25 protein-coding genes are annotated in these 25702 nt (G+C 65.6%); 15 read left to right on the top strand and 10 right to left on the bottom strand.

Annotated elements, in window-relative coordinates:
• Positions 1 to 63 precede the first annotated feature (63 nt).
• From NOF55_RS19395 to NOF55_RS19375, 5 genes are all read left to right on the top strand, one after another.
• Complete coding sequence (locus NOF55_RS19395) at positions 64 to 741, top strand: helix-turn-helix transcriptional regulator (RefSeq protein ID WP_306412766.1); 678 nt, start codon at positions 64 to 66, stop codon at positions 739 to 741.
• Positions 742 to 982: 241 nt separating this feature from the next.
• Positions 983 to 4441 (top strand): pyruvate carboxylase, encoded by a 3459-nt coding sequence (pyc, locus tag NOF55_RS19390; protein WP_306412765.1) that lies wholly within the window; start codon positions 983 to 985, stop codon positions 4439 to 4441.
• Between the two features lie 324 nt (positions 4442 to 4765).
• On the top strand, positions 4766 to 5959 hold the full coding sequence (locus NOF55_RS19385) for an MFS transporter (protein ID WP_306412764.1): 1194 nt from the start codon (positions 4766 to 4768) through the stop codon (positions 5957 to 5959).
• A gap of 98 nt (positions 5960 to 6057) precedes the next feature.
• Positions 6058 to 7314 carry a flavodoxin-dependent (E)-4-hydroxy-3-methylbut-2-enyl-diphosphate synthase gene (ispG, locus tag NOF55_RS19380; RefSeq protein WP_306412763.1) on the top strand — a complete coding sequence of 419 codons (1257 nt, stop codon included), beginning with the start codon at positions 6058 to 6060 and terminating at the stop codon, positions 7312 to 7314.
• Positions 7315 to 7435: 121 nt separating this feature from the next.
• Complete coding sequence (locus NOF55_RS19375; protein ID WP_306412762.1) at positions 7436 to 8101, top strand: YiaD family glycine zipper/OmpA-like lipoprotein; 666 nt, start codon at positions 7436 to 7438, stop codon at positions 8099 to 8101.
• Positions 8102 to 8176: 75 nt separating this feature from the next.
• On the opposite strand, the gene NOF55_RS19370 is transcribed toward NOF55_RS19375, so the two are convergent.
• Entirely contained in the window at positions 8177 to 9088 is a 912-nt protein-coding gene (locus NOF55_RS19370) for a polyprenyl synthetase family protein (protein WP_306412761.1), read from the bottom strand.
• A gap of 183 nt (positions 9089 to 9271) precedes the next feature.
• Between NOF55_RS19370 and mtgA the strand changes: the two genes are divergently transcribed.
• Positions 9272 to 9955: a monofunctional biosynthetic peptidoglycan transglycosylase gene (gene mtgA, locus NOF55_RS19365; RefSeq protein ID WP_306412921.1), complete on the top strand. Its 684-nt coding sequence runs from the start codon at positions 9272 to 9274 to the stop codon at positions 9953 to 9955.
• 179 nt (positions 9956 to 10134) lie between these two features.
• Positions 10135 to 10320: a 50S ribosomal protein L32 gene (rpmF, locus tag NOF55_RS19360; RefSeq protein WP_252807149.1), complete on the top strand. Its 186-nt coding sequence runs from the start codon at positions 10135 to 10137 to the stop codon at positions 10318 to 10320.
• A 93-nt stretch (positions 10321 to 10413) separates the two neighbouring features.
• On the opposite strand, the gene phaR is transcribed toward rpmF, so the two are convergent.
• A complete protein-coding gene (phaR, locus tag NOF55_RS19355; protein ID WP_306412760.1) occupies positions 10414 to 10938 on the bottom strand; it encodes a polyhydroxyalkanoate synthesis repressor PhaR in 525 nt (174 codons plus the stop codon).
• A gap of 274 nt (positions 10939 to 11212) precedes the next feature.
• Between phaR and typA the strand changes: the two genes are divergently transcribed.
• The 3 genes from typA (at position 11213) to ppa (ending at position 14541) form a co-directional block, all read left to right on the top strand.
• Entirely contained in the window at positions 11213 to 13033 is a 1821-nt protein-coding gene (gene typA / locus NOF55_RS19350; RefSeq protein WP_306412759.1) for a translational GTPase TypA, read from the top strand.
• 312 nt (positions 13034 to 13345) lie between these two features.
• Positions 13346 to 13852 (top strand): GNAT family N-acetyltransferase, encoded by a 507-nt coding sequence (locus NOF55_RS19345; RefSeq protein ID WP_306412758.1) that lies wholly within the window; start codon positions 13346 to 13348, stop codon positions 13850 to 13852.
• A gap of 149 nt (positions 13853 to 14001) precedes the next feature.
• Positions 14002 to 14541, top strand: coding sequence for an inorganic diphosphatase (gene ppa / locus NOF55_RS19340; protein ID WP_306412757.1), 540 nt, complete (start codon positions 14002 to 14004; stop codon positions 14539 to 14541).
• A gap of 5 nt (positions 14542 to 14546) precedes the next feature.
• On the opposite strand, the gene NOF55_RS19335 is transcribed toward ppa, so the two are convergent.
• Together NOF55_RS19335 and NOF55_RS19330 are read right to left on the bottom strand one after the other, a co-directional pair.
• Positions 14547 to 14870, bottom strand: coding sequence for a DUF167 domain-containing protein (locus tag NOF55_RS19335; RefSeq protein ID WP_306412756.1), 324 nt, complete (start codon positions 14868 to 14870; stop codon positions 14547 to 14549).
• Positions 14867 to 15157: a YggT family protein gene (locus NOF55_RS19330; protein WP_306412755.1), complete on the bottom strand. Its 291-nt coding sequence runs from the start codon at positions 15155 to 15157 to the stop codon at positions 14867 to 14869. Before NOF55_RS19330 ends, NOF55_RS19335 begins: the two co-directional genes overlap by 4 nt.
• A 128-nt stretch (positions 15158 to 15285) precedes the next feature.
• On the opposite strand from NOF55_RS19330, the gene NOF55_RS19325 reads away from it, so the two are divergent.
• Entirely contained in the window at positions 15286 to 16542 is a 1257-nt protein-coding gene (locus tag NOF55_RS19325; protein ID WP_306412754.1) for an MFS transporter, read from the top strand.
• A 10-nt stretch (positions 16543 to 16552) separates the two neighbouring features.
• Here the strand turns inward: NOF55_RS19325 and NOF55_RS19320 are convergent, their stop codons facing one another.
• The 6 genes from NOF55_RS19320 to hemC form a co-directional block, all read right to left on the bottom strand.
• Entirely contained in the window at positions 16553 to 17287 is a 735-nt protein-coding gene (locus NOF55_RS19320; protein ID WP_306412753.1) for a glutamine amidotransferase, read from the bottom strand.
• Positions 17288 to 17295: 8 nt separating this feature from the next.
• Positions 17296 to 17784 carry a tellurite resistance TerB family protein gene (locus NOF55_RS19315; protein WP_306412752.1) on the bottom strand — a complete coding sequence of 163 codons (489 nt, stop codon included), beginning with the start codon at positions 17782 to 17784 and terminating at the stop codon, positions 17296 to 17298.
• A gap of 13 nt (positions 17785 to 17797) precedes the next feature.
• Complete coding sequence (locus NOF55_RS19310) at positions 17798 to 19627, bottom strand: heme biosynthesis protein HemY (protein WP_306412751.1); 1830 nt, start codon at positions 19625 to 19627, stop codon at positions 17798 to 17800.
• Positions 19628 to 19644: 17 nt separating this feature from the next.
• Complete coding sequence (locus NOF55_RS19305; RefSeq protein ID WP_306412750.1) at positions 19645 to 20982, bottom strand: COG4223 family protein; 1338 nt, start codon at positions 20980 to 20982, stop codon at positions 19645 to 19647.
• Positions 20983 to 21088: 106 nt separating this feature from the next.
• Positions 21089 to 21820, bottom strand: coding sequence for a uroporphyrinogen-III synthase (locus tag NOF55_RS19300; protein ID WP_306412749.1), 732 nt, complete (start codon positions 21818 to 21820; stop codon positions 21089 to 21091).
• Between the two features lie 16 nt (positions 21821 to 21836).
• Positions 21837 to 22766: a hydroxymethylbilane synthase gene (hemC, locus tag NOF55_RS19295; RefSeq protein ID WP_306412748.1), complete on the bottom strand. Its 930-nt coding sequence runs from the start codon at positions 22764 to 22766 to the stop codon at positions 21837 to 21839.
• Positions 22767 to 22841: 75 nt separating this feature from the next.
• Between hemC and tsaD the strand changes: the two genes are divergently transcribed.
• Genes tsaD through NOF55_RS19275 form a run of 4 tightly spaced genes read left to right on the top strand, consistent with a single transcriptional unit; the run spans position 22842 to position 25685 of the window.
• Positions 22842 to 23936, top strand: a complete 1095-nt coding sequence (tsaD, locus tag NOF55_RS19290) for a tRNA (adenosine(37)-N6)-threonylcarbamoyltransferase complex transferase subunit TsaD (protein WP_306412747.1) — start codon at positions 22842 to 22844, stop codon at positions 23934 to 23936.
• Complete coding sequence (locus NOF55_RS19285) at positions 23933 to 24934, top strand: NAD(P)H-dependent glycerol-3-phosphate dehydrogenase (RefSeq protein WP_306412746.1); 1002 nt, start codon at positions 23933 to 23935, stop codon at positions 24932 to 24934. Before tsaD ends, NOF55_RS19285 begins: the two co-directional genes overlap by 4 nt.
• Before the next feature lie 11 nt (positions 24935 to 24945).
• Positions 24946 to 25239, top strand: coding sequence for a YciI-like protein (locus NOF55_RS19280; RefSeq protein ID WP_306412745.1), 294 nt, complete (start codon positions 24946 to 24948; stop codon positions 25237 to 25239).
• Positions 25240 to 25241: 2 nt separating this feature from the next.
• Positions 25242 to 25685, top strand: a complete 444-nt coding sequence (locus NOF55_RS19275) for an EVE domain-containing protein (protein ID WP_306412744.1) — start codon at positions 25242 to 25244, stop codon at positions 25683 to 25685.
• Positions 25686 to 25702 lie beyond the last annotated feature (17 nt).

Raw genomic sequence — 25702 nt, 5'->3', positions numbered from 1 at the left:
CTGACAAACAATATTGTCTGTTTTCTGACGGCATTGGAGCAGGCCGGTTCGGCAGACGGGCTCATGGAAACGTTCGAGGGGTTTCTGCGCGAGGAACAGATCGGTCACTATGTGTTGCTGCGCATTCCCATGATGCACGAGACCTCGGTCTTTCACGTCATGCGCGAGCATCTGCCGGAGAACTGGACCGAGTTCTATATGGCGCGGAGCTATCACCTGATCGATCCGGTGCTGCGCAACATGGTCATGACGCACGGTTTCTACCGGTTCGAGGACGCACACCTCGCGTTCGAGAAGGATACCAACCGCCGGGGAATCGAGCGCCTCGCCGACGATCGCAAGCGTTTCGGCATAGAGGACGGCTATCTGTTTCCGGTCTACGGGCGGCTCGGCCTCGTCGGTGCGGTCGTGCTGGCCGCCGAGCGCCGCAGCGAGGTGCCGTCGGTCAGCCTGCACATGCTCAACGCGGCGCTGATGCATCTTTTCTGGCGTTTCGTGAACCTGAGCGACGACGGCTCCGCCCGGCTTCCGCCGACCGAGCGCACCGTGTCGATGACGCGACGCGAGAAGGAAGTCCTTGCGCTTCTGGCCGACGGGCTGACGTCGAACGAGATCGCCCGCCAGCTCAGCATCTCCAATCATACCGTCGACTGGTATGTGAACGGGCTTCAGGAAAAGCTCGACGCGCGCAATCGCCAGCATGCGATTTCCCTCGCCTTCCGGCGCGGCCTCCTGTCGTGAGGGCCGGAATCCGTTCGGCGCTGCAAAAATTCTCGTATTGTGAAATTGCGCATGGTCAGGTGAGACGCTAACATCGCCTCGAACCGGGTAAGGAGTATTTGGGGTGGCCGCGTAGCGGCCGGGACCCGGTTCCTGTTTTGCAGTGCATGGGAATCCGATTCGCCTGGCCATGAGGGCCGACGGACCGGAGTTGGGCGTTTTGGCGTGCGGCGACAGGGCACGCCCTGGAGGAGATTTCGATTTGCGTATCAAGAAGATACTTGTTGCCAACCGTTCCGAGATTGCCATTCGCGTCTTTCGGGCGGCCAATGAACTGGGCATTGCGACGGTGGCGGTCTGGGCGGAAGAGGACAAGCTTTCGCTGCACCGCTTCAAGGCCGACGAAAGTTACCGCATCGGGCGCGGGCCGCATCTGCCCCGGGACATGGGGCCGATCGAAAGCTATCTCTCCATAGACGAGATCATTCGCGTTGCAAAATTGTCGGGTGCCGACGCCATTCATCCCGGCTACGGGCTTCTGTCGGAAAGTCCCGAATTCGTAGAGGCCTGTAACGATGCAGGTATCGTTTTCATCGGCCCTGCCGCGGAGACCATGCGCCGGCTGGGCAACAAGGTGGCCGCGCGCAACCTGGCGATCTCCGTGGGCGTGCCGGTGGTGCCGGCGACCGAGCCGCTTCCCGACGATCTCGACGAAGTGGCCCGCATGGCCGCGGAGATCGGCTATCCGGTGATGCTGAAGGCGTCCTGGGGCGGCGGCGGGCGCGGCATGCGCGTCATCCGTTCGGCGGATGACCTCGCCCGCGAGGTGACGGAGGCCAAGCGCGAAGCCAAGGCCGCCTTCGGCAAGGACGAGGTCTATCTGGAAAAGCTCGTCGAGCGCGCCCGCCACGTCGAAAGCCAGATCCTCGGCGACACCCACGGCAACGCCGTCCATCTCTTCGAGCGCGACTGCTCCATCCAGCGCCGCAACCAGAAGGTCGTGGAGCGGGCTCCGGCGCCCTATCTCGGCGAGGCGCAGCGGCAGGAGCTGGCGGACTATTCGCTGAAGATCGCCCGGGCGACGAACTATATCGGCGCGGGCACGGTCGAATACCTGATGGATGCCGACACCGGCAAGTTCTACTTCATCGAGGTGAACCCACGCATCCAGGTGGAACATACCGTCACGGAAACCGTGACGGGTATCGATATCGTCAAGGCGCAGATCCACATTCTCGAGGGCCATGCCATCGGCACGCCGGAATCAGGCGTGCCGCCGCAGGAGAAGATCCAGCTCAACGGCCATGCCCTGCAATGCCGCATCACGACGGAGGATCCCGAGCACAACTTCATTCCGGACTACGGGCGCATCACCGCCTACCGCTCTGCGGCCGGCTTCGGCATCCGTCTCGACGGCGGAACGGCCTATTCGGGCGCGATCATCACCCGCTATTACGATCCGCTGCTCGTCAAGGTCACGGCCTGGGCGCCGACGTCGGATCAGGCCATCAACCGCATGGACCGGGCGCTGCGCGAGTTCCGTATTCGCGGCGTGGCGACGAACCTCACCTTCCTCGAGGCGATCATCACGCATCCGAAGTTCAGGGACAATTCCTACACCACGCGCTTCATCGATTCGACGCCGGAACTGTTCCAGCAGGTGAAGCGGCAGGACCGCGCCACCAAGCTTCTGACCTATCTGGCGGACGTGACGGTGAACGGCCATCCGGAAACGCGCGGCCGCGCCGCGCCGCCGGCCGACGCCGCCGCCCCGGACGTGCCCTATATCGACGCCCCGGTTCTCGACGGCACCAAGCAGAAGCTGGACGCGCTCGGTCCGAAGGGGTTTTCCGAGTGGATGCGCAATGAGAAGCGCGTTCTCATCACCGATACGACCATGCGCGACGGCCATCAGTCGCTGCTGGCGACGCGCATGCGCACCTACGATATCGCGGCGATCGCAGGTACCTATGCGAAGGCGCTGCCGGGCCTGTTCTCGCTGGAATGCTGGGGCGGGGCGACCTTCGACGTCTCCATGCGCTTCCTGACGGAAGATCCGTGGGAGCGCCTGTCTCTGGTCCGCGAAGCCGCGCCGAACTTCCTTCTCCAGATGCTCCTGCGCGGGGCGAACGGCGTCGGCTACAAGAACTATCCCGACAATGTCGTGAAGTATTTCGTCCGTCAGGCCGCGCGCGGCGGCATCGACCTGTTCCGCGTGTTCGACTGCCTGAACTGGGTGGAAAACATGCGCGTCTCGATGGATGCCATTCTGGAGGAGAACAAGCTCTGCGAGGCGGCGATCTGCTATACGGGCGACATTCTCGATCCTGAACGCGCCAAGTACAGCCTGAAATACTACACCGATCTCGCCGCGGAACTGGAAAGGGCCGGGGCGCACATCATTGCCGTGAAGGACATGGCCGGCCTGCTCAAGCCCGGTGCGGCGAAGGCGCTGTTCACGGCGCTGCGCGAGGCGACCGGGCTGCCGATCCATTACCACACGCACGACACGTCCGGCGTTTCGGCCGCGAGCGTCCTGGCTGCGGTGGATGCTGGCGTCGATGCGATCGATGCGGCGATGGACGCCTTCTCCGGCGCCACCTCGCAGCCCTGCCTCGGCTCCATCGTCGAGGCGCTCAAGGGCTCGGAACGCGACAGCGGCCTTGACGCCAAGTGGATACGCCGCCTTTCCTTCTACTGGGAAGCGGTGCGCAACCAGTATGCCGCCTTCGAAAGCGACCTCAAGGGGCCGGCTTCGGAAGTCTATCTGCATGAAATGCCGGGCGGCCAGTTCACCAACCTCAAGGAGCAGGCCCGTTCGCTCGGGCTGGAAACCCGCTGGCACGAGGTGGCGCAGGCCTATGCCGACGTAAACAGGATGTTCGGCGATATCGTCAAGGTCACGCCGTCCTCCAAGGTGGTGGGCGACATGGCGCTGATGATGGTCTCGCAGGACCTGACGGTTGCCGATGTGGAGAATCCGGAAAAGGACGTCTCCTTCCCGGAATCGGTGGTGTCCATGCTCAAGGGCGATCTCGGCCAGCCGCCCGGCGGCTGGCCGCAGGTCTTGCAGAAGAAAGCCCTGAAGGGGGAGGAGCCGTATACGGCGGTGCCGGGTTCGCTTCTGCCGGAAGCCGATCTCGGCGAGGAGCGCAAGGCGATCGAAACCAAGCTCGACCGCCCGGTCGACGATTTCGAGTTCGCCTCCTATCTGATGTATCCCAAGGTTTTCACCGATTTCGCGCTGGCAAGCCAGACCTACGGCCCGGTGTCCGTTCTGCCGACGCCGGCCTATTTCTACGGCTTGCAGAACGGGGCTGAAGTCTCCGCGGAGATCGAGCAGGGCAAGGATCTCGTCGTCGTGCTGCTCGCGACATCGGAGCCCGACGAACAGGGGCTGGTGAAGGTGTTCTTCGAACTGAACGGCCAGCCGCGCCTGATCAAGGTGCCGGACCGGTCGCTCGCCGCCTCCGCCAAGGCCCGCCGCAAGGCCGAAACCGGCAATGCCGCCCATCTCGGCGCGCCGATGCCGGGCGTCATCTCCACCGTCTTCGTCAATCCGGGACAGGCGGTGAAGGCCGGCGACGTGCTCGTTTCCATCGAGGCAATGAAGATGGAAACGGCGCTGCATGCCGAGCGCGATGCGACGATCTCGGAGGTGCTTGTCCGGCCCGGCGACCAGATCGACGCCAAGGACCTGCTCGTCGTCTACGGCGATTGAACGCCGGACCATGCGAGGGGAAAGGGTCCGGTCTTGCCGGGCCCTGAATTGACAACCCCTCTTCTAATCACCCTCGGGCTCGCCCCGAGGGTCCACGCCGCGAGCGGCACGGTGGATGGTCGGATCAAACCCGACCATGACGAAAGAGAGCGATGAGCCCCTGTTCAGTCGTACGGGCCCGGCAGACCGGGCCTTTTCTTTTTTATGTCACCTCCGGACAAATATCATTGCTTCCGTGTCGATTCGTTATCGCGAACGGGCTTTTCAAATCGCTTTGGCTTCTGTCATAAGTCACGCCGGTAACGTTGCAGGAAGGGCAGGCGAATGACAGATTCGGCTGAATGCAGGGGGAGCGGGCAGCTCTCGCGGTCGGGACTTTTTTCCGCGGGGCGAATCGGCGTCTCCCTGCTCTTCCTGGCCAACGGTTTCGCAACCGGGTCCTGGGCGCCGAAGATCCCGGAATTCGCCCATCGCCTCAGCCTCAACGAGGGCGCGCTCGGCGTCATGATCATGATTTTCGGCATCGGTTCACTGCTGATGATGCCGATGGCAGGCGCGGCTGTTGCCCGGCTCGGTTCCGGGCGGGTTTCGCTGCTGTGCGGCCTTGCCCTGACGCCGATGCTTCTTCTCGTCACCGTCGCGCCGGAGCGGATCGGTGCCGCCGTGGCCATGTTCCTGTTCGGCGGCTTCATCGGCGCGATGGATGTGGCGATGAATGCCAATGCGGTGACGGTCGAGAAGACGATGCGCCGCGCCATCATGTCGTCCTGCCATGCCTTCTGGAGCCTCGGCGGCCTGATCGGAGCGGCGCTCGGCGGCTATCTGATCGAAGCGCTCGGCATTCGCGGCCATGCGGTTTTCGCCACCGTCGCCGTCGGCCTTCTGATCGTTGCGGCCTGGCCGCTGCTGAACCGGGACGACAAGCCGGCGGGGGCGGGGGAGCAGAGGGAGCCGCTCCGGCTGCCGATGACGCCGCTGCCCTGGCTGATCGGCATGATCGCGCTGTTCGCGATGATCCCGGAAGGCGCGATGCTCGACTGGAGCGCGCTTTATCTCAGGAACGAGCTGGGCGCGTCGGTCACGGTCTCGGGCTTTGCCTATGCGGCCTTCTCGCTGACGATGGCGGCCATGCGCTTTGCCGGCGATTTCGTGCGCGACCGCTTCGGGCCGGTCCGCACGCTCCGGGCCTCGGCGGCGCTCGGCATGGTCGGCCTGTTCGTCGCGGGCCTTGCATCCGACACGACGGTCGCGCTCATCGGTTTTGCCATTGCCGGCATCGGCATCGCCAACATGTCGCCGATCATCTATTCCGCCGCCGGGTCGATCCCGGGCGTGCCGTCCGGCATCGGTCTTTCGGTCGTGACCACGCTCGGCTATTCCGGCATCCTGTTCGCGCCGTCGATCATCGGTTTCATTGCCGCCCATTCGGGGCTGGACACGGTGTTCATGTTCATGCCGCTGCTGGCGCTGGCGGTTCTGGCGCTTTCGCACCTCGTGCGGCACGCCGAACGAACATGATCCTGTCATGATCGCGTGAAAGGGATGGCCGAACCGGTTGACAATGCGTCATCCTTGCGCCACCTCAACTCGATCTGCCGATTGTCCGAAGGGCCGCCATGTCTTCCTGCCTTGCCGATTACGATCCGAAACCCCGCCGCGCTTCCGTTGCCGTCGATGTGGGCGGCGTGATCGTCGGGGGCGGGGCGCCCGTCGTGGTGCAGTCCATGACCAATACCGATACGGCCGACGTGGATTCGACCGTGGCGCAGGTTGCGGCGCTCTTCAAGGCCGGCTCCGAGATCGTCCGCATCACCGTCGACCGCGACGAGAGTGCTGCCGCCGTGCCGAAGATCCGCGAGCGCCTGCTGCGGCTCGGCATGGACGTTCCGCTGGTCGGCGACTTCCACTATATCGGGCACAAGCTGCTGGCCGACCATCCGGCCTGTGCCGAGGCGCTGGCGAAATACCGGATCAATCCCGGCAATGTCGGTTTCAAGGACAAGAAGGACAAGCAGTTCGCCGAGATTGTCGAAACGGCCATCCGCTACGACAAGCCGGTGCGCATCGGCGTCAACTGGGGGTCGCTCGACCAGGAACTGCTGACCAGTCTGATGGACAGGAACCAGGCGGCGGGCTCGCCGTTGTCGGCCCGGCAGGTGACGCGCGAGGCCATCGTCCAGTCGGCGCTGATCTCGGCGGAACTGGCCGAGGAGATCGGGCTGCCGCGCAGCCGCATCATCCTGTCCGCCAAGGTCAGCCAGGTGCAGGATCTGGTCGCGGTCTATTCGATGATCGCCGAACGCTCCGATCACGCGCTGCATCTCGGCCTGACCGAGGCCGGCATGGGCTCCAAGGGCATCGTCGCCTCGTCGGCGGCAATGGGCTATGTGCTCCAGCAGGGCATCGGCGACACGATCCGCGTGTCCCTGACGCCGGAGCCGGGCGGCGACCGCACCCGCGAGGTGCAGGTGGCGCAGGAACTTCTCCAGGTCATGGGCTTTCGCCAGTTCTTGCCCGTGGTCGCGGCATGTCCGGGCTGCGGGCGCACGACATCCACGGTGTTCCAGGAACTGGCCAGCCGCATCCAGGCCGATATCCGCAAGAACATGCCGGTGTGGCGCGAGAAATATCCGGGCGTCGAGGGGCTCAACGTCGCCGTCATGGGCTGCATCGTCAACGGGCCGGGCGAGAGCAAGCATGCCGATATCGGCATTTCGCTGCCCGGCACCGGCGAGACGCCGTCGGCGCCCGTCTTCATCGACGGCCAGAAGGCCATGACGCTGCGCGGCCCGAACATCGCCGCCGATTTCGAGGCGCTGGTGATCGAATACATCGAAAAACGCTACGGTTCGGGAAAACAGGCTGCGGAATGAGCATGCCGTTCAAGATTTGGCCTTAATCAATGGTAAAGGCTTTCCGTTAATCATCGCCGCCAACCGGGACGTTTGCCGGCGCAGGTTCATTCGCGCTTCATCTCAAGGGGATTGCCGCTTCATGTTCAAGAAGGTCGTTACGCTCGCCGCCGCCGCGGGCATTCTCGCCTCCTGCACCACCACGAATCCCTATACGGGCGAACAGCAGATGTCGAGGACGTCGGGCGGAGCGCTGATCGGCGCCACCGTGGGCGGTCTTGCCGGTCTCGCCGTCGGCAACGACGCCAGGAGCCGCCGCAATGCGGCGCTGATCGGCGCCGGCATCGGCGCGCTGGGTGGCGGCATGATCGGCAACTACATGGACCAGCAGGAAGCGCAGCTTCGCGCCGAGCTTCAGGGCACGGGCGTTTCCGTGACGCGCAACGGCGACCGCATCATCCTGAACATGCCGTCGAACATCACCTTCGACACCGATCAGGATGCCGTCAGGTCCGAATTCTATCCGACGCTGAATTCGGTCGCCATCGTGCTGAAGAAATTCGACCGCACGCTCATCGACGTCAACGGCCACACGGATTCGGTCGGCAGCGCGGCGTATAACCAAGGTCTTTCCGAGCGCCGGGCTATGTCGGTCGCCACCTATCTGGGCGGCCAGGGCATCGACCAGCGCCGCGTTTCCGCGCTGGGCTTCGGCCTATCGCAGCCGATCGCCTCGAACGCCACGCCGGAAGGCCGGGCCCAGAACCGCCGCGTCGAAATCCAGATCGCGCCGATCACGCAGGGCTGACCCGAAAAATCTTTCGCGACGCGCGCCTTGAAAGCCTGCCGCAAAGCTCTGGCTTTGCGGCAGTATTGCTCCCCTTTAGCTTTTGCGACGGGCGACGAAATGCGCGGTCTCGATCAGGATCGCGGCCCTGTCCCCGTAAGGCGAGAGCAGCGCGGTCGCTTCCCCGGTCAGGCGGGCAAGCTCGGCTTCCGCCCAGCTCTGGCCGTGCAGCGCCACCAGCGTGCCCTTGCCGCGCGCGGCATCCTTGCCGGCGGCCTTGCCGAGCGTTGCGGCGTCGGCGGTGAGATCGAGCAGGTCGTCGGCGATCTGGAAGGCGCGGCCGATGATCTCGCCGAAGCGGCGCATGCGCTGCCTGTCCTCGCCGGATGCGGCGGAAAGGATGGCGCCGGCCTCGCAGGCGAAGCGGATCAGCGCGCCGGTCTTCATGGCCTGAAGGGTGACGATGCCGTCCTCGCCGGGCGGCTCCTTTTCGGCGGCGAGGTCGAGTGCCTGGCCTCCCGCCATGCCGCCGATGCCGGCGGCGCGGGAAAGGGCGAGAACGAGCTGCGTTTTCTCGCGATCCGCCAGCGGCGTTTCCGGCGCGGCAATGATGTCGAAGGCGAGCGTCAGCAGGCTGTCGCCCGCCAGGATGGCGGTTGCCTCGTCGAAGGCGACATGCACGGTCGGCTGGCCGCGCCGCAGGTCGTCGTCGTCCATCGCCGGCAGGTCGTCATGGACCAGCGAATAGCAATGCAGGCATTCGAGCGCCGCGCCCACCCGCGCCGCCGCCAGCGCGCTGCCGCCGAAGACGGCGGCGCTTTCGATGACGAGGAAGGGGCGCAGGCGCTTTCCGCCGTTCAGGACGCCGTGACGCATCGCTTCCAGCAGGTTGCGGGGGCGGGCGATCTCGTCTGCGGCCGGTGTGTCCGAAAGGATGCGTTTCAGAAGCTGCCCGATGCCGGCCGCCCTGTTGCGCAGACGTTGTTCGAAAGTTTCTGACGTATTCATGAGCTGCTCTTTGGCATGGCCCGGAACCTCATGCAACGGGAAAGCGTTTGCCCGGCTCTGGTCTTGAAAGCCTTGCCGGGCTATTTATGCCTTTCTCTTCCAAGGTCGATGGATGGTCGTGTGGATATTGAAGCGGAAGGCAAACCGGAACGGAAAGAGGCGCCTGTGAGATCCCGCGGTTTCCTGTCGTCCGTAAGGGGCGCCGTCCGGCGCCTTTTGCTGCTGGCGGTTTTCCTGCTTCTGGCTCCCTATCTTCTCATCGTGCTCTATTCCGTTCCTTCCGTGCGGCCCGTTTCCACCCTGATGGTGGCTGATCTCGTTCTGCTGCGCGGCTACGACCGGCAATGGGTCGGGCTCGACGACATATCGCCCAACGTGGTGCGGGCGGTGATGATGTCGGAAGACGGGCAATTCTGTTTCCACGGCGGCGTCGACTGGACGCAGATGCAGGGCGTCGTCCGCCAGGCGCTGGACGGCGAAGCGACGCGGGGCGCCAGCACCATCACCATGCAGACGGCGAAGAACCTGTTTCTCTGGAACGGGCGCTCCTTTGTCCGCAAGGGGCTGGAACTGCCGCTGGCGATGTTTGCGGATACGGTCTGGTCGAAGCGCCGCACGCTGGAGATCTATCTCAATATCGCCGAATGGGGCCCGGGCATCTATGGCATCGAGGCGGCCGCGCAGCATCATTTCAAGGTGCCGGCTTCCCGGCTGACGCTGCGTCAGGCGAGCCTGCTGGCCGTTTCGCTGCCCAATCCGATCCAGCGCAATGCGTCCAGCCCGACGCGCGGCATGACGCGCCTCGTCTCGGTGATCGAGCGCCGGGCGAGGGCGTCCGGCGACTACATCAGGTGCATCGAAGGCTGATTCCGGCGCTGGAAACGAGCACGGAAAGCGGGTTCGGGGAATCGCGAAAAAATGCGCGCGGGGACTGGTCAAAGCCCTGCCCACCATGTATAAGCCCGGCAAAATCCCGGATCGACAGGGCTTTTTATGCGCGGTTTCTGCTGCGGGGCCCCATCCGGAACGTCGATTGGAGTTATAAAATGGCTGTACCGAAAAGAAAAACGACCCCGTCCAAGCGCGGTATGCGCCGCTCTGCTGACGCCCTCAAGGCTTCGACCTATGTCGAGGACAAGAATTCCGGCGAACTGCGCCGTCCGCACCACATCGACCTGAAGACGGGCATGTATCGCGGTCGCCAGGTTCTTACGCCGAAGGAAAGCGCATAATCCGCGCATTCCGTCTGGAATGAGAAAAAGGCCGGCGTTTCGCCGGCCTTTTTCGTTGTTGGATGGTCGGTCCCGCTGCCATGCGGATCGGGCTCAGAGCCGGTCGAGCCGTTCCTGCAAGGTGCGGAACTGCGCCCGCAGATCCTCGATGTCGCGATTGTCGCTGCGGCGGCGGTCATGGCGGGCGGCGCGGAAGGCGGGATGGAAGCTTTCCGCCGTGCGGCGGGCCTCCTCCTCGATCACGCCGATGGATGCCGTGGCGCCGTTCGCGGCGCGTTCTGCCAGTTGCGAGCGTTTTTCGGTGAAGGCCTGCATCGCGTGATCCAGGAAATCTCCGGCGATCGCCTGCGAGCGGTCGCCGTAGCAGGCGATCAGGCGGCGCAGGAAAGCCGGCGAAAGCATTGCATGACCGCCGTCCGTTTCCTGTTCGAAAACGATCTGGGTCAGGACGGTCTGGGTGATGTCGCCGCCTGTGCGGGCGTCGAGTACGGAAAATTCCTCCTGCTTCCGTACCATTTTCGCCAGGTCGTCCAGCGTTACATAGGAACTCGTCGCCGTGTTGTAGAGACGCCGGTTCGCGTATTTCTTGATGACAGTGATGCCTGTGGGTCTGGCCATTCTTTCGTCCTCCCGTCGAAATGGTCAAATTTTCCTCTTCCCACGGTCAGTTTATGCGCAAAATGCACCGAAACACAAACGAATTGTGCATCGCAGCAGCAAAGACGGGGCGAATGCGGCCGCTTCCGGCGCCGCCGCACCGGCTTGCGCGATTTTCGCCCGCCGCGCCCGGCCCCCTTTCGCTTTGGCGAAAAACAGGGTATGAGCGCGGCAAAATAAAGTGAACGTGGCGCCTTTCCTCCCGTATGCGCCCCAGCCCCAGAGATTTGACAGTATGGAACTTCGCAACATCGCGATCATCGCGCACGTTGATCATGGCAAGACGACCCTCGTCGATGAACTTCTGAAGCAGTCCGGCTCGTTCCGCGAGAACCAGCGCGTCAACGAGCGCGTGATGGATTCCAACGACCTCGAAAAGGAACGCGGCATCACCATCCTCGCCAAGGCGACGTCGATCGAGTGGAAGAACACCCGCATCAACATCGTCGACACGCCCGGCCACGCCGACTTCGGCGGTGAGGTCGAGCGCATCCTGTCGATGGTGGACGGCGCCATCGTTCTGGTCGACGCCTCGGAAGGCCCGATGCCGCAGACGAAGTTCGTCGTCGGCAAGGCGCTCAAGGTCGGCCTTCGCCCGATCGTGGCGATCAACAAGATCGACCGTCCGGACGGCCGTCACGAGGAAGTCATCAACGAGGTCTTCGACCTGTTCGCCAACCTCGACGCCACCGACGAGCAGCTCGACTTCCCGATCCTCTACGGCTCGGGCCGCGACGGCTGGATGAACTACAATCCGGAGGGCCCGAAGGATGAGGGCCTGGCGCCGCTGCTCGACCTGGTCCTGAAGCACGTTCCGGCGCCGACGGTCGAAGAGGGTCCGTTCCGCATGATCGGCACCATCCTCGAAGCCAACCCCTTCCTCGGCCGCATCATCACCGGCCGCATCGCCTCTGGCTCCATCAAGCCGAACCAGGCCGTCAAGGTTCTCGGCCAGGACGGCAAGCTGATCGAAACCGGCCGCATCTCCAAGATCCTCGCCTTCCGGGGCATCGAGCGCACCGCCATCGAGGAAGCGCATGCCGGCGATATCGTCGCCATCGCCGGCCTTTCCAAGGGCACGGTCGCCGACACGTTCTGCGACCCGTCGGTCACGGAGCCGATGAAGGCGCAGCCGATCGATCCGCCGACCGTCACCATGTCCTTCCTCGTCAACGACAGCCCGCTGGCGGGCACCGAAGGCGACAAGGTGACGAGCCGCGTCATCCGCGACCGCCTGCTGAAGGAAGCCGAAGGCAACGTCGCGCTGAAGATCGAGGAAGCGGAAGGCAAGGATTCGTTCTACGTGTCCGGCCGCGGCGAACTCCAGCTTGCGGTCCTGATCGAGACGATGCGGCGCGAAGGCTTCGAGCTTGCCGTTTCGCGTCCGCGCGTCGTCATGCACAACGACGAGGCGACCGGCCAGCTCATGGAGCCGATCGAGGAAGTCGTCATCGACGTCGACGAGGAACATTCCGGCGTGGTCGTCCAGAAGATGTCCGAGCGCAAGGCCGAGATGGCCGAGCTTCGTCCCTCGGGCGGCAACCGCGTCCGCCTGGTGTTCTACGCGCCGACGCGCGGCCTGATCGGCTACCAGTCCGAACTTCTGACCGACACGCGCGGCACGGCGATCATGAACCGCCTGTTCCACGACTACCAGCCCTACAAGGGGCCGATCGCCGGTCGCACCAACGGCGTGCTCCTGTCGAACGGTTCGGGCGAGGCCGTGGCCTACGCCATGTTCAACCTGGAAGATCGCGGCCCGATGATCATCGAGCCGGGCGAAAAGGTCTATCAGGGCATGATCATCGGCATCCACAGCCGCGACAACGACCTCGAGGTCAACGTGCTGAAGGGCAAGCAGCTCACCAACATCCGCGCCGCCGGCAAGGACGAGGCCGTGAAGCTGACGCCGCCGATCCGCATGACGCTCGACCGCGCGCTGTCCTGGATCCAGGACGACGAGCTGATGGAAGTCACGCCGAAGTCGATCCGCCTGCGCAAGATGTATCTCGACCCGAACGACCGCAAGCGTTTCGAAAAGTCCAGGACCGCCTGACCGGCCCTCGCGCTGGGCAGTGTATTGACCAACCCTCTCCTTCGTCACCCTCGGGCTTGACCCGAGGGTCCACGCCGCAAGCGCCGCGATGGATGGTCGGGTCAAGCCCGACCATGACGAAGAGAGCGATGCGCTTTTTGTCGGCAACCTGAACCTCGGCCCTTGGGTCGGGGTTTTTGCTTGTGGGTTGGCCGCGACGGGGCTTGCTGCAATCGTTAAAAGAAGCTTAACATCGTCAGGCCTCCCATGATGCCGGAGGCCGGATAGGCGCGATCGTTCAATCTGCGCTGCCGAGCGATCGGAGCGAACGTTATGAAAACGTTGACCATAGATGTGCGGCGCGCCGAGCCGCAGGACGCGGCGGCGATTTCCGAAGCGCATCGGCTGTCCTGGCAATATGCCTATGCCGGGCTCATTCCCCACAAGGCCCTGTCGCGCATGATCGAGCGCCGCCGCGAGGACTGGTGGCGCAAGGCCGCCCGCGGCCCCGCGACCCTTCTCGTCGCCGACGTCGCCGGCACGATTGCCGGCTATGCCACGCTCGGGCTCAACCGCGCCCGGGCGCTGCCGCAGGAAGGTGAAATCTACGAACTCTACCTGCGGCCCGAATATCAGGGGATCGGCCTCGGCTATACGCTGTTCCATGAAGGCCGGCGCCTTCTGAAGTCGCTCGGCTGCTCGGGGCTCGTCGCATGGTGCCTTGAGGACAGTGCGAACGCGTCCCATTTCTTCCGCTCGCAGGGCGGTTCGGACGTCGCCGAAGGCATGGAAGATTTCGACGGCGTCGAACTGAAGAAGATCGGCTTCATCTGGGCCTGATCGGCCTGTTCCACCTGCGATTGCTGCCGTTTGCGCGCTCGCCGCGGCAATCTTCGCTCCCGCGGCAGCGGTCATCCAATGCCGTGTTGCAAAGGGGCTGGAAACTCTTTATCCAGACCCGCAGCACAACCAGCTCGTAGAGGCCCATTATGCGTATTGATGCGATCGAAATCGGTAACAACCCGCCGGAAGACGTGAACGTCATCATCGAGGTTCCGGTCGGCGGCCAGCCGATCAAGTACGAAATGGACAAGGAAGCCGGTGCGCTCGTCGTCGACCGCTTTCTCTATACGCCGATGGCCTATCCCGGCAATTACGGTTTCGTGCCGCACACGCTTTCCGAAGACGGCGACCCGGTCGACGTCCTGATCTGCAATACCCGTCCGCTCATTCCGGGCTGCGTCATCAAGTGCCGCCCGATCGGCGTCATGGTCATGGAAGACGATGGTGGCAAGGACGAGAAGATCCTTGCGGTTCCGGTGCAGAAGCTGACGCGCCGCTATGACAGCGTCACGAACTACACCGACCTGCCGGACATCACGTTGAAGCAGATCGAGCACTTCTTCGAGCATTACAAGGATCTGGAGCCCGGCAAGTGGGTGAAGATCGCCGGCTGGCAGGATGTCGACGTGGCCAAGAAGCTGATCGTCGAGGCCATCGAGCGCGCGAAGCAGGAAAAGAAGGGCTGATCGTTTCAGTCCGGACGGCTTGCCGCCAGGGCTTCGAGCCGTTGAACGATATCCTCCGGATCGTGATCGATCCGGAGGATTTTTTGTCTGGCGGTATCGCCGGAAACGAGCGTGACGGACGATTTCGGCACACCGAGCATCTTGGCGAGCGCGGCGATCATGGCCTTGTTGGCCTTGCCCTTTTCCGGGACGGCGCTGACGCGCATTTTCAGCCGCGCCTCGCCGTTCGCATCCGTTTCGATGCCGTCGACAGCGTCACGCCCGCCGTTCGGCGTCAGCCGGATGGCGAGGCGGACATGGTCCGTCGCTTGCCGCCAGGGCGAACTCACAGCACCGCGGGCGCGATCGTGGTCCACATGAAGGTGCGCAGGAAGAAGATCAGAACGAGGACGACGATCGGGGAAATGTCGATGCCGCCGAGATTGGGCAACAGACGCCGGATCGGCGCCAGCACCGGCTCGGTGACGGCATAGAGGAAACGGCCGATCGCGTTGACGAACTGGTTCGAGGAATTGATCACATTGAACGCATAGAGCCAGGAGAAGACGGCGCTTGCGATCAGAATCCAAGTATAGAGGTTCAGAACCAGATCAATCGTCTGAAGCAGGGCGAGCATACATGTCTCCATTTCGTTGTTGACAGAGATGTAGACATTGGCGACTTAACGGACAAGCCCCGCTCGGGCGTCAAGCGCCATCATGTTTAACGACCGGGCCTCCAACCGCCTTCCTGATCGGATGAATCATGAGCGTTTCCCGCGCCGAGGACGATCGTTTCGCAGCGTTTCGTCATCGTTCCTACACGCTGTTCTTCTTCTCCCGCTTCCTCGCCGCCTTCGCCACGCAGATCATCAGCGTCGCGGTCGGGTGGCAGATGTACGACGTGACGGGCAATGCGCTCTATCTCGGCCTGATCGGGCTTTTCCAGTTCCTTCCGTCGCTGCTGCTCATTCTTGTCACCGGAACGGTCGCCGACCGCTATAACCGGCGTCTCATCGTCGCGCTCTGCCTCGGCCTCGCCTCCGCCTGCGCCGCAGCACTTTTCGTCCTGACCGTCACCGGATCGTTCTCGCCCTGGCCGGTTTTCGCCATCCTCGTGGTGTTCGGCGTGGAACGCGCCTTCATGGGGCCGGCCGTCCAGTCGCTTGGGCCGAACCTCGTGCCGCCGGCCGATCTGCCCAATGCCGTGGCATGGAACTCGTCCTCCTGGCAGGCGGCCTCCATTATCGGGCCGGTGGCGGGCGGCCTGCTCTACGGTATCGGCCCGACGGTGGCCTATGGCACGGCCTTCCTGTTCATGGCGTTGGGGGCGGTGCTGGTGATCGCCATTCCGAAACCCGCCGCCCGCACGGCGCCGCGCGCGGTCAGCATGGAAACCATCCTCGCCGGCTTCCGGTTCATCGCTTCGGAGAAGGTCGTGCTCGGCGCGATCTCGCTGGATCTTTTTGCCGTCCTTCTCGGCGGCGCGGTGGCGCTGATGCCGATCTTCGCGCGCGACGTGCTGACGCTCGGCCCCTGGGGGCTCGGCCTGCTGCGCGCCGCGCCCGGCATCGGTGCCATCGCGGTGGCGCTGTTCCTCGCAGCCTATCCCATCCGTCACCATGCCGGCGTCGTCATGTTCTTCGGCGTGGCGCTCTTCGGCGTTTCGACGGTCGTCTTCGGTCTTTCGGAGACGGCGTGGATCTCCATCGCCGCCCTGATCCTGATGGGGGCGTCCGACATGCTGTCGGTCTATGTCCGCGAGACGCTGCTGGCGCTGTGGACGCCGGATGAGGTCCGCGGCCGTGTCAATGCCGTCAACATGGTCTTCGTCGGAGCATCGAACGAACTCGGCGAGTTCCGCGCCGGCACGATGGCCCATGCCATCGGCGCCGTTCATGCGGTGATCGTCGGCGGAATCGGCACGGTCGCCGTCGCCGCGATCTGGGCCGGCATGTTTCCGAAACTGCGCAGGATCGACAATCTGGAAGCGCCGACCGGCGAGGGCGCGGCGAAGAGTTGACGGATTCCGGTCAGGCCGGCACGGTCCGGTACTGCCGCTCGAAGACGATATCGAGGAAGTCGGACAGCCATGCCCGCAGGGGCGCATCGAACAGCATGCGTCCTTCCAGATGCTCGCTGCCGCGCTGGGCGTTGGGCATGGTGAAGCGGCTTGCTCCGCGCACGACCCAGCTATGCATCATCGCCCGGGTCAGTTCGGCGTGGAACTGGATGCCGAACGCATTGTCGCCGTAGCTGAACGCCTGGTTCGGATAGGCGTCGCCTTCCGCCAGAAGCTTGGCGCCCTGTGGCAGATCGAACCCTTCCCGGTGGAAATGATAGACCATCTGCGGCCATTGCATGAGCTGGCGGCCATGTTCGGTGGAGCGCAGGCGATACCAGCCGATTTCCGTCCGGCCTTCCCGATCGGGCGCGACGCGCGCGCCGAGATGGCGGGCGAGCATCTGGGCGCCGAGACAGATGCCGAGATAGGGCCGGTTTTCCCTGAGCGGCACCTTCAGCCAGTCGATCTCCGCCCGGACGAAATCGTGCGGATCGTTGGCGCTCATCGGTCCGCCGAAAACGACCGCGCCGGAATGGCCGGCCAGCGTCTCGGGCAGGCTGTCGCCCAGTGCCGGGCGGCGGATATCGAGGGGATAGCCCTTCTCGCCGAGAATCTGACCCACGCGGCCCGGGCTGGACCGTTCCTGATGCAGAACGATCAGCACCGGAGCGCGCGCCATTTTTCGGGAGGGGTCAAAGAGCATGGTCCGTTTTATTCCTTCTTCTGCCATTCGGGGTCTTCGGCCTTCAGCCGGGCTTCGGCGCCCTGGCGCTGCACGATCCGTTCGCGGTCCGAAACGCCGAGCAGGTCCGTGATCCGCCAGACGATGTGGTCCTCGATTTCGTTGCGGGTGCCGTCGGCATAGGTGATGTCCCACAGCAGCCCGACGAGCGCTGTCTTTTCCTCTTCGGACAGCGACCGGTTGATGACCGAGGTGAAGCGGTAATAGTCGATGGCTTCGCTTTCCGCCGCTTCGCCAGCCTTCAGCAAAGCTGACAACGCGCCGTCGTTCAAGGAATATTGTTCCTTCAGGAGGACTTCGAGGCGGTTACGCTCTGTTTCATCGATGATGCCGTCGGCCCGCAACACCTGAATGCAGAGGGCGGCGACGGCGACGCGCGGGTCGTCGGCCGGGAAGGCCTGCGAGCCCTCGTCTCCACCCGTCAGGGATTTCAGGAAAGCCTGGATCTTTTCCCACATGCGAGGGTCTCCGTCAGAACAGGGGGAGCCGGGTCTTGTCCCCCGGCTGCTGGTCGGGCTTCTTCACCCCCGGATCGTCCGGCGGATGGCCGAAAAAGGGTTCGGGCGGGTCTGCCGGTTCCGGCAAGGCGCTTGCCGCAGGCACAGGGCCGGCCGGCTTCGGCGGCGCTGCCGGAGCGGAGGCCGGCACCGGAGCCGGCTTCGGCGGGGGCGTTTTTGCCGGTGCGGGAACGGCGGCCTCCGGCACGATGGCCGGATCGGCGGGGGGCTGCTTCTTCACCCCCGGATCGTCGGGCGCATGCCCGAAGAACGGCACGACTTCGCCCTTGCGGTCGGTGACGGTTGTGGAGGCGGCAGGCGCCAGGATCGGGTCCGGCTTGATGATGACGGGCTCGGCCTGCGGTTTCGGCGGGGGCGCTTGCGCCGCCTTCGGAGGCGGGGCCGGGGCAGGCGCCGGCTCTGGCTTTTCGCTTGCCGGCGCCGGCCTGACCGGCGGCAGGGATGCGAACGCGGCCTCGGCGGCGGACACGCTGCCTTCCTCCACCGGCCCGGAAAGCTGGCCGAACGGCACTTTCCATTCGAAGGCGTCGAGCTTGCCGGTGACGGGCGAGACCGGCAGCCAGTGTTCGGACACCGCGCCATCGGCGACCCATGCGGGATCGCGCGGCGCCTTCAACGCCTGCGCCATCCAGTGGCGGATACGGGCCTCGTCGCCGGTTTCCGCCTCCTCGATGTCGGCCAGCAGCAGGAAGACGCTCTCGCGCGGTTCGAGGCGGGCGGCGGCCATCGCCTTGTCGCGGGCCTTGACCAGATCGCGGGCCGCGAGTGCCGCGCTCGCCACCGCGAAAAGCGACTCGACATGGTTGGGACGCAGCGATTGCAGGCGTTCTGCGCGCTTCAGCCGGTCGAGCGCGCTGTCGCCGCCGCGCACGCGAACGTAAAGAGCCGCGATTTCGGGGTGCGGGTCGATCTTCCAGGCCTGTTCCAGCACCGAGGCGGCCTTGCGCAGATTGTCCTCGCGTACATAGGCCTGCGCGGCGACGAGCGCCGCCGGCACGAACCCCTTGTCGATCTTCAGCGCCTGCACCGCGTTGTCGCGGGCGATCGCCGGGTCCTTTTCCGCCGCATCGCGCGCCTTCGCCGTCAGCAGCACCGTCTTGAGGCGTTTCGCCTGGGGCTTCTCGATGACGTGGGCGGCCTTCTGGCGGTCGAGCAGATCGAGGGCGCCCTGCCAGTTGCCGGACTGGGCGTGGTATTCCAGCGTGGCTTCCGCCGCCCAGGGCAGATAGGGCGCGGCCTCCGCCGCCTGTTCGGCATATTGGCGGGCGGCTTCGTTCGCGCCGAGACGACGCGCCTCGACGTAGAGGCCGCGCAGGCCCAGTTCGCGGGTTTCCGGGTCCCTCACCATCGCCTCGAACTTGACGCGGGCCTCGTCGTACTTGCCTTCGATGAGGGCTGCCTGGGCGTCGAGCAGCAGGATCAGCGGCTCCTGGTCGGCACGCAGCAGGCCGCGCGAGCGGGCGGCCATCTTGCGGGCCAGCAGCGCGTTGCCGGCGCCGGCGGCGATCAGCCCGGTGGACAGGGCCTGATAGCCGCGATCGCGCTTGCGGGCGCGGAAGAAGCGGCGGACGGAGTGCGGCGAGGTCCAGACGGTGCGCACCAGCCACCAGGCGATCATGACCGCCGCGACGAAGGCGACGGCGATCGAGGCGGCGACCATCAGGCTCATTTCGATGAGCTGGCCCTGCCAGACGATGGAGAGATTGCCGGGGCGGTCCGCGAGCCAGGAGAAGCCGAAGCCGAGCGCCAGAACCAGACCGGCATAAGCGAGAAGCTTGATCATTCTATCGCCTCCCGATCTCAGTTTCCGGAGGCGCCGATGACGGCGTCCCTCAGCGTGGCGCCCACGAGCTTCTCCACCTCGATCCGGGCAGCCAGCGCGCCGCCGAAATCGCCTGCTGCGGCGCGGCCGGCCTCGGGAATGCGGTTCCATTCGGAAAGCGCGGTATCGAGATCGCCGTTCTTCAGGGCATCCTCGGAGCGCGCCAGAAAGGCCTCGGGCGTGTCGCCCTCGACCTGGCCGACGGGGCGGACCTTGACGAGCGAGAGCGCGCCGGCCCAGAGCCGGCCGGCGATGCCCTGATCGGGGTCCGGCTGCTCCAGCGCCGAAAGCACCGCATTGGCGGCGTCGGGGAAGGCGGCGATCAGCGCGGCGCGGGTGGGAACGCCGGTTTCGGCATAGGGCGCCAGACCGGCGACCGCTCCTTCTCCGGGGGCGACGCCGGCGAAGGTCTCAAGCTCGCTGACGAAGCTGCCGCCGCGGTCGATCGCCGCCTTGAGGCCGGAGGCGGCAATGGCACGGGCCACGGCATTGCGGCGGGCGGGATCGTTGACCTCCGCTTCGACCTGTTGCAGCCGGTCGAGCAGCGTCGTCTGAAGGGACTCCTGCTTCTCGTCCGTGCCGGCGATGGCCCCTTCGAGCTGGGAAAGCTGCCCCTCGACGGCGGCGATCTTCTGTTCCAGCGGGCCGAGATCGACGTCGGCGCCGCTTGCGGGAGCGGTTTCGAGCGTGGCGATCCGGGCTTCGAGGGCGGATGTGTCCGCCTCGGGCGCCGGGCGGTTGGCAACGGATGCGATTTCGCTCTTCAAGGCGGCGATTTCCGCCTCGAGCGCCGTCGTATCGACGGCGGGCGGGGCCGGCTCGGTGACGGTCTCCGGCGCGCCGAGGGAAGGCAGGTAGCCCGCATATTGCAGGCCGCCGGCGCCGGCGAGCGCCACGAGGCCGCCGACGATGCCGGCGGCTAGCGCGCCGGTCACGGATGTGCCGGACCTGCGCTCGACGACGGGCAGCGCTGCGGCTGCGGCCGGCTTTTCGGGTTCGCCTTCCGGCGGCGGCTCGGCGGAAAGCGCCTCGGCGGTGGTGATCTCCTCGGCCGTTTCATCCTCGGCGGGTTTCGGCTCGGACGGTGAGGGAAGCTCGCTGGTATCGGCCTCCGGTCCGGGGACGGTGGCGGCTTCCTCCGCGGTCACGGGCGCTTCCGCGGGAATGGCGTCTGGCAGTTCCGTGAGGGCTTCGGCCACGGCCTTGTCGTCCGCGGCTGCCGGTTCGGCTTCGGAGGAGACCGGAGCCGCTTCCAGATCGATGGTGGCCGGCTCCCGCTTCTGTCTGGAACGGCGTGTCGGTTTTTCCGATACCATGAGTCTTCCCTCGCATCTGGCATTTCGCTGGGCGTGCGGGAACCGTCCCGCACGTCCTCTCCCTGCAAAACCTAGTCAGTGATTTTCCGGAAGGAAAGGGGCTGGATCAAATTTGCGACGAAGGGCGGGGCAGAAGAGCGAGCAGACTGTCCTCGTCCGGACTTCCCGCCACCTGCACGTGATCGGCAAAGCGGGCGGGCACGGCGCTTGCGGTCTTTCCGCTGATGCAGAGGAAGTGCGTGCCGGCAAGGCGCTCCGGCGCGGCCAGAACGGCGGGCAGGCGGAAGAAGCGCGATGCGCTTTCCCGCGAATAGAGGAGCACGGCGTCGGGAGGGCTTTCCGCAAGGAGCCTCCCGGCATCGGTTTCGCTCTCCGGCAGGTCCCGCATGCGGTAGCAGACGACCATGCGGAGGGGAATGTTGGTTTCGGCAAGCCGCGTTTCGAGATCGGGCGAGCGTGGCTCTCCGGCGAGATAGAGAAGCGGATGCACCGGAGGGGTGGAGAATGCGGCCTCGATAAGGTCGGCAAGGCTTAGCCCCGTGCCGTCGGCGATGGCGATAGTGCGGAAACCCGCTGCGGCGGCGGCCTTGCCGGTGGCGGGGCCGACGCAGAAGACGGGCCGGTCCGTCACGGTTCGCGGCACGGGGGTGAGGACGCGGAAGACTTCGGCGCTGGTCGCCACCAGCGCCTCGAACGGCGCGTCGAATGCGGCACGCGCGGCGGATCGGTCATGGACGGCTTCGGCAAGCGGCAGCAGGACCGGCCGGTGGCCGAGGGCCTCGAGCCTTTCGGCGGTGGCGCCGGCTGCCGGTTCCGGTCGTGTCACGAGAACGCGCATGCCGCTTTTCGCTTCCTCAGCCCCAGCCTTCGAAAAAGCCGGAACCCGCCTCGGCCTTCAAGGCCTCGCCGGCCTCGCGGCCAATCGCGGCGGCCTCTTCCGGCGGGCCGGACCGTTCGATTTCGTGAACCCTGCGACCGTCGGGCGTGAGAATCATGCCGTGGAAATGCAATGTGCCGTTGTCGATGCGGGCATGACCGGCAATCGGTGTGCGGCAGGAACCGTCGAGCACGCCGAGAAAGGCGCGTTCGCAGGTGACGGCCTCGAATGTCGGCCTGTGGTTGATCGCGGCCAGCAGATCGTCGGTGCGGGCGTCGCCGATGCGGCTTTCGATGCCGATCGCGCCCTGCGCCGGGGCGGGCGGGAAGTCGCGCGGGTCGAGAAGGGCGGTCGGCACGTTCTCGCGGCCGAGCCGCTTCAGCCCCGCATAGGCCAGCAGCGTCGCGTCTACCTGACCTTCGGCCAGCTTGCGCAGGCGGGTCTCGACGAGACCGCGGAAGATCACCACCTCGATGTCCGGCCGCAACCGGCGGATCAGCGCCTGCCGGCGCAGGGAGGAGGAGCCGACGGTCGCGCCCTGCGGCAGTTCCATCAGCGTCGGCGCGGTGCGGCTGACGAAGGCGTCGCGCACGTCCTCGCGCGGCAGGAAGGCGGAAAGATAGAGGCCTTCCGGCAGGAGCGTCGGCATGTCCTTGGAGGAATGGACGGCGAAATCGAGATCGCCGGACAGCAGGCCATCTTCGAGTTCCTGGGTGAACAGGCCCTTGCCACCGATTTCCGAAAGCGCCCGGTCGGTGATGCGGTCGCCGGTGGTGGAGAGCACGACGACCTCGAACATGGTTTCCGGCAGGCCGTGGGCCGCCATCAGCCTGTCGCGGGTTTCATGGGCCTGCGCCAGCGCCAGAGGGCTGCCGCGCGTGCCGATCCGGAAAGGTTTTGTTTGCATCCGCCTCGTTCCGTTGTTACCGGAACTTCCGTATTCCGCTTTTGGCGCAACCGCAACGGTGAAGACTTGGCGATCATGGAACCCCTGCGCATTCTCGGCATCGAAACAAGCTGCGACGAGACGGCTGCCGCCGTCGTTGCGCGCACGCCCGACGGATGCGGAGAAATCCTCGGCGATGTCGTGCTTTCGCAGCTCGACGAGCATAGCCCTTATGGTGGCGTCGTGCCCGAGATCGCCGCCCGCGCCCATGTCGACGCGCTGGACGGGCTGGTGCGCGAGGCGCTTGCCCGCGCCGATTTGCCGCTTGGCGAAATCGATGCCGTCGCTGCGACCTCCGGTCCCGGCCTCATCGGCGGGCTGATCGTCGGGCTGATGACCGGCAAGGCCATCGCCCGCGCCATCGGCAAGCCGCTCTACGCCATCAACCATCTCGAAGGCCATGCGCTGACGGCGCGGCTGACCGACGGATTGTCCTTCCCCTATCTGATGCTGCTGGTTTCCGGCGGACACACGCAGCTCGTGCTGGTGCGTGGCGTCGGCGCCTACGAGCGCTGGGGCACGACCATCGACGATGCGCTGGGCGAGGCCTTCGACAAGACCGCGAAGCTGCTCGGTCTGCCCTATCCGGGCGGCCCGGCGGTGGAGACGGCAGCGCTTTCCGGCGATGCGAAACGCTTTTCCTTTCCACGCCCGATGGTGGGCGAGGCGCGCCTCGATTTCTCCTTCTCCGGTTTGAAGACGGCGGTGCGGCAGGCGGCGGAGGGGCTCCAGCCCGTCACGGAACAGGACATCGCCGATATCGCCGCCTCGTTCCAGCGCGCCGTGTCGCGCACGCTGGATGAGCGCATCGGACGCGGCTTGCAGCGCTTCCGGGCTGAGTTTCCACAGTTCGAGGGCCGCCCGGCGCTGGTCGTCGCGGGGGGCGTTGCGGCGAACAGGGCGCTGCGTCAGACCCTGCTCGATCTTTGCGAAGGCAACGGCTTCGATTTCGTGGCGCCGCCGATCCGGCTTTGCACCGACAATGCGGTGATGATCGCCTGGGCCGGGCTGGAGCGCATGGCGGCGGGCCTGCCGTCCGACCCGCTCGACGTGCAGCCGCGTTCGCGCTGGCCGCTGGATGCCGGAGCAACGGCGGTGGTCGGCTATGGCAAACGGGGAGCGAAGGCATGACGGGCCGCGAGGATCGTATCGTCGTCGTCGGGGCCGGCGCTTTCGGCACGGCGCTGGCTTCGGTGATTTCCACGACGGGCAAGGCGGAGGTGACGCTGCTTGGACGCAACGACGCGACCATGCGCGAACTGGCCGAAAGCCGCGCGCACGAAGAGGCGCTGCCGGGCATCGCCCTGCCGGGGACGCTGTCCTTCTCGGCCGATCCCGCCGTTCTGAACGAAGCGGGCACGGTGCTTTTCGCCATGCCCTCGCAGGCGCAAGGCGAGGCGGCGCGTTTCTACGGGCCGTATCTGGCGCAAGGGGCGGTGGTCGTCACCTGCGCCAAGGGCATCGACCGCGCCTCCACCCGCCTTTTGACCGACGTTCTGGAAGAGGCGCTTCCCGGCCATCCGGTCGCGGTGCTTTCCGGCCCCGGCTTTGCCGCCGACATTGCGAAGGGCCTGCCGACGGCGATGGCACTGGCGGCCGACGATCTGGAACGGGCGACGGGTCTCGCCCGGCTGCTCTCCGGCCCGACCTTCAGGCTCTATGCGTCCGCCGACCGCATCGGCGTGCAGATCGGCGGCGCGCTGAAGAACGTGCTGGCGATCGCCTGCGGCATCGTCGAGGGTGCGGGTCTCGGCGAGTCGGCGCGCGCCGCGCTGATCGCCCGGGGCCTGGCCGAAATGGGGCGCCTGGTCGCGGCGATGGGCGGGGCGGCGGAAACGGTCATGGGCCTTTCCGGCCTCGGCGATCTCGTGCTCACCGGCACCAGCCACCAGTCGCGCAACCTGCGCTTCGGCATTTCGCTCGGGCGGGGCGAGCCGCTCGACGTTTCGCGCAGCGGCCTCGTCGAAGGGGCCTTCGCCGCCGCCGTCGCCGCACGGCTGGCGGAAGGCCGCGGCGTGAGCATGCCTGTCACGGATGCGGTCGCCGCCATCATCGATGGCGCGCTCGACATTCCCTCCGCCATCGAGGCGCTGATGTCGCGCCCGATCACCACCGAAAGACACCGTTGAAGGAGCATTCCATGCTGTTCGTCGTCCTGTGCAATGACAAGCCCGGTCATCTCGATCTGCGCATGTCCACCCGTTCCGTCCATGTCGAGTGGCTCAAGGGGCTTGAGGCCGAAGGCACGCTGAAGGCCGCCGGGCCGTTCCTCGGCGACGACGGCAAGCCGGTCGGCTCGATGCTGATCCTGAAGGCCGACAACCTCGAGGCGGCGACCGCGCTCGCCGCGCAGGACCCCTATGCCGGCGCCGGCCTGTTCAGCGATGTCACGGTGCGTCCGTGGAACTGGGTTTTCGTGAATCCCGAGGCTTGAAGATGGCGAATTACTGGCTCTACAAATCCGAACCCTTCAAATGGTCCTGGGAGCAGCAGAAGGCCAGGGGCGAGGCGGGCGAGGAATGGACCGGCGTGCGCAACTATCAGGCGCGCAACAACATGCGCGCCATGAAGATCGGCGACAAGGGCTTCTTCTACCACTCCAACGAAGGGCTTGAAGTGGTCGGGATCGTCGAGGTCTGCGCGCTGTCGCATCCCGATTCCACCGCCGAAGGCGATACGCGCTGGGACTGCGTGGATATCCGCGCCGTCCGCGACATGCCGAAGCCGGTCACGCTCAAGGCGGTGAAGGAGAACCCGGCGCTCGCCAGCATGTCGCTGGTCACGTCCATGCGCCTTTCGGTGCAGCCGGTGACGGAGGAGGAATATCTCGAGGTCTGCCGCATGGGTGGTCTCGACAATCCGCCGCGTTCGCCCGACTGAGCGTGTATGGTCCTTCC

The organism is Ectorhizobium quercum (genome assembly GCF_026552795.1).
Taxonomy (GTDB): Bacteria; Pseudomonadota; Alphaproteobacteria; order Rhizobiales; family Rhizobiaceae; genus Ectorhizobium; species Ectorhizobium quercum.
The sequence above is the reverse complement of the archived record's forward strand: the minus strand, read 5'-3'. Positions and strand labels throughout refer to the sequence as shown.

What these genes read in the sequence shown, in the direction of transcription:
- NOF55_RS19385 (WP_306412764.1), top strand. Translation starts at nt 4,766, where the DNA reads ATGACAGATTCGGCTGAATGCAGGGGGAGCGGGCAGCTCTCGCGGTCG.
- NOF55_RS19315 (WP_306412752.1), bottom strand. Translation starts at nt 17,784, where the DNA reads ATGTGGGAAAAGATCCAGGCTTTCCTGAAATCCCTGACGGGTGGAGAC.
- NOF55_RS19320 (WP_306412753.1), bottom strand. Translation starts at nt 17,287, where the DNA reads ATGCTCTTTGACCCCTCCCGAAAAATGGCGCGCGCTCCGGTGCTGATC.
- typA (WP_306412759.1), top strand. Translation starts at nt 11,213, where the DNA reads ATGGAACTTCGCAACATCGCGATCATCGCGCACGTTGATCATGGCAAG.
- rpmF (WP_252807149.1), top strand. Translation starts at nt 10,135, where the DNA reads ATGGCTGTACCGAAAAGAAAAACGACCCCGTCCAAGCGCGGTATGCGC.
- phaR (WP_306412760.1), bottom strand. Translation starts at nt 10,938, where the DNA reads ATGGCCAGACCCACAGGCATCACTGTCATCAAGAAATACGCGAACCGG.
- NOF55_RS19330 (WP_306412755.1), bottom strand. Translation starts at nt 15,157, where the DNA reads ATGCTCGCCCTGCTTCAGACGATTGATCTGGTTCTGAACCTCTATACT.
- NOF55_RS19300 (WP_306412749.1), bottom strand. Translation starts at nt 21,820, where the DNA reads ATGCGCGTTCTCGTGACACGACCGGAACCGGCAGCCGGCGCCACCGCC.
- ppa (WP_306412757.1), top strand. Translation starts at nt 14,002, where the DNA reads ATGCGTATTGATGCGATCGAAATCGGTAACAACCCGCCGGAAGACGTG.
- NOF55_RS19305 (WP_306412750.1), bottom strand. Translation starts at nt 20,982, where the DNA reads ATGGTATCGGAAAAACCGACACGCCGTTCCAGACAGAAGCGGGAGCCG.
- NOF55_RS19395 (WP_306412766.1), top strand. Translation starts at nt 64, where the DNA reads ATGGAAACGTTCGAGGGGTTTCTGCGCGAGGAACAGATCGGTCACTAT.
- NOF55_RS19280 (WP_306412745.1), top strand. Translation starts at nt 24,946, where the DNA reads ATGCTGTTCGTCGTCCTGTGCAATGACAAGCCCGGTCATCTCGATCTG.
- tsaD (WP_306412747.1), top strand. Translation starts at nt 22,842, where the DNA reads ATGGAACCCCTGCGCATTCTCGGCATCGAAACAAGCTGCGACGAGACG.
- NOF55_RS19310 (WP_306412751.1), bottom strand. Translation starts at nt 19,627, where the DNA reads ATGATCAAGCTTCTCGCTTATGCCGGTCTGGTTCTGGCGCTCGGCTTC.
- NOF55_RS19285 (WP_306412746.1), top strand. Translation starts at nt 23,933, where the DNA reads ATGACGGGCCGCGAGGATCGTATCGTCGTCGTCGGGGCCGGCGCTTTC.
- NOF55_RS19345 (WP_306412758.1), top strand. Translation starts at nt 13,346, where the DNA reads ATGAAAACGTTGACCATAGATGTGCGGCGCGCCGAGCCGCAGGACGCG.
- ispG (WP_306412763.1), top strand. Translation starts at nt 6,058, where the DNA reads ATGTCTTCCTGCCTTGCCGATTACGATCCGAAACCCCGCCGCGCTTCC.
- NOF55_RS19325 (WP_306412754.1), top strand. Translation starts at nt 15,286, where the DNA reads ATGAGCGTTTCCCGCGCCGAGGACGATCGTTTCGCAGCGTTTCGTCAT.
- NOF55_RS19370 (WP_306412761.1), bottom strand. Translation starts at nt 9,088, where the DNA reads ATGAATACGTCAGAAACTTTCGAACAACGTCTGCGCAACAGGGCGGCC.
- hemC (WP_306412748.1), bottom strand. Translation starts at nt 22,766, where the DNA reads ATGCAAACAAAACCTTTCCGGATCGGCACGCGCGGCAGCCCTCTGGCG.
- NOF55_RS19375 (WP_306412762.1), top strand. Translation starts at nt 7,436, where the DNA reads ATGTTCAAGAAGGTCGTTACGCTCGCCGCCGCCGCGGGCATTCTCGCC.
- NOF55_RS19275 (WP_306412744.1), top strand. Translation starts at nt 25,242, where the DNA reads ATGGCGAATTACTGGCTCTACAAATCCGAACCCTTCAAATGGTCCTGG.